The sequence below is a fragment of the Ramlibacter sp. genome (assembly GCF_035706265.1).
In the GTDB taxonomy this organism is placed as follows: Bacteria; Pseudomonadota; Gammaproteobacteria; order Burkholderiales; family Burkholderiaceae_C; genus Ramlibacter.
In genome coordinates this window covers 1-2416 of sequence record NZ_DASSVG010000505.1, presented here as the reverse complement: position 1 = coordinate 2416, position 2416 = coordinate 1, and the positions used below count along the sequence as shown (strand labels likewise).

The window sequence follows — 2416 nt, the reverse complement described above, 5'->3', positions numbered from 1 at the left end:
GTGGCGCTGGACGACCAGGACGTGCGCAACGACCTGCTGGCCCAGATCGAGGGCGAGCAGATCGACGTGACGATGGTGGCCAGCGGCCCGCAGTTGCTGCAGGCGCTGGACGAGGGCCGCTTCGACGCCGTGGTGCTGGAAGACGGCTTCGCCGGCGCGGAGCCGCGCGAGCTGCGCCGCGCCATCGCGGCGCAGGCGGGCATCGGGCCGGTGCCGCTGATCCTCTATCGCGGCAGCAGCGGGGTGCGCAACGACTGGCACTCCGACGAGGGCCTGACGGTGCACGAGGTGAGCGGCGAGGCGCGCCTGTTCGACGCCGCGCTGATCGCGCTGCACAAGAGCCTGGCGCGGCTGCCCGAGGTGAAGCGCAGCGTGATCGACGACGTCTACGAGTCCGCCAAGCCGCTGGCCGGCAAGCGCGTGCTGATCGTCGACGACGACATGCGCAACATCTTCGCGCTGGCCACCGTGCTGGAAGAGCACGGCATGGACATCGTGTGGGCCGACAACGGCCGCGAGGCAATCAACCGCGTGGCCAACGACCCGGGCATCCAGGTGGTGCTGATGGACATCATGATGCCGGAGATGGACGGCATGGCGACCATGAAGGAGATCCGCAAGCTCCCGCAGGGCCGCAACCTGCCCATGATCGCGGTCACGGCCAAGGCGATGAAGGGCGACCGCGAGAAGTGCATCGAGGCGGGCGCCTGGGACTACCTGGCCAAGCCGGTGAACACGCCGGACCTGCTCGCCGTGCTGCGGGCATGGCTGCAACAGTGAGTTCGGGGACGGACATGGCGAAACATGCGCTGTCCCCGACCGATCGGGACCGCCGGGAGATCGAGTGACGAACGCTGCGAGTCCGGAGGCCGCCGAGAAGGTCAACATCCTGGTGGTGGACGACCTGGCGGAGAAGCACGTCGTCTTCACGACCATCCTGGAGGAACTGGGGCAGAACATCGTCAGCGCCCGCTCGGGGCAGGAGGCGCTGAAGTACATCCTGGAAAAGGAGTTCGCGGTCATCCTGCTGGACGTGAACATGCCCGACATCGACGGGCTCGAGACCGCCAGCCTGATCCGCCAGTACAAGAAATCGGCCCAGACGCCGATCGTCTTCATCACCGCCTACGTGGACGAACTGCAGGCCCGGCGCGGCTACGCCCTGGGCGCGGTGGACTACATCCCGTCGCCGGTGGTGCCGGAGGTGCTGCGCTCCAAGGTGCGGGTGTTCGTCGAGCTGTTCCGCATGAACCGCCAGCTGCAGAAGCAGGCGGCGCAGCGCGAGGAACTGGCCCGCTCGGAAGCGGCCCGCGCCGCCGCGGAGGAGGCGATCCACCGCGCCGACTACCTGGCCGAGGCGAGCCGGGTGCTTTCGCGCTCGCTCAACCTCGACGACACGATCGCCGCCATCCTGAGCCTCGCCGTGCCGATGCTGGGGGAGCGGGCGATCCTCGGCATCCCCGACCCGGAAGGCGGCGTGCGCCGGCTGGAGATGCACCCGGCGCCGCGGGCCGACGATCCCGAGGTGTTCACGCCCGAACTGCGCGCCCAGGCGGACCAGGTGATCCGCGACCGCCAGTTCCGCCTGTGGAAGAACGAAGGCCGCGCGGCGGCCATCTGCCCCCTCATGGCGGGCGACGAGATCCGCGGGGCGCTCGCGCTGCTGGGCGAGGCGGCCCGCTACGACCCCGGCCACGTCTCGCTGGTGCGCGAATTCGCGAGCCGCGCCTCCATCGCGATGGAGAACGCCCGCCTGTACTCCGCGGTGCAGGAGGCCGACCGGCGCAAGAACGAATTCCTGGCCATGCTGGCGCACGAACTGCGCAACCCGCTGGCGCCGATCCGCAACGCGGTGCACATCCTGGCCACGGCCGATTCGCTGCCGCCCAAGCTGGCCTGGGCGCGCGACGTGATCGGCCGCCAGGCCGACCACATGTCGCGCCTGATCGACGACCTGCTGGACGTCTCGCGCATCGTGCAGGGCAAGGTGGCGGTCAAGCCCGAGAAGCTGCAGCTTTCCTCCCTGGTCGAGCGCTCGGTGGAAGCCAGCTCGCCGCGGCTGGGCCAGCGCGAACAGGTGCTGGACGTGATGCTGCCGAAGGAGGCGATCGAGATCCAGGGCGATGCCGTGCGGCTGTCGCAGGTGCTCTCCAACCTGATCAACAACGCCAGCAAGTTCTCGCCGCCCAGGAGCCGCATCCGCCTGGAGGCGAGCTTCGCGGAGGGCGAACTGCAGATCTCCGTGAAGGACGAGGGCACCGGCATCGCACCCGAGTTCCTGCCGCACATCTTCGACCTGTTCGCCCAGGCCGACCAGTCGCTGGACCGCTCGCAGGGCGGCCTGGGCATCGGCCTCACGCTGGTGAAGCACCTGGTGGAGCTCCATGGCGGCCGCGTGTGGGCCACGAGCGAGGGA

The 2416-nt window shown here is 69.5% G+C and carries 2 protein-coding genes; both read left to right on the top strand.

Annotated features, from left to right (window positions below; genetic code table 11):
* Positions 1-780, top strand: a 780-nt coding sequence (locus tag VFM98_RS18060; RefSeq protein ID WP_325111288.1) for a response regulator, incomplete at its 5' end; no start/stop codon positions are given.
* A gap of 64 nt (positions 781-844) precedes the next feature.
* A partial coding sequence (locus tag VFM98_RS18055; RefSeq protein ID WP_325111287.1) for a sensor histidine kinase occupies positions 845-2416 on the top strand: 1572 nt, incomplete at its 3' end.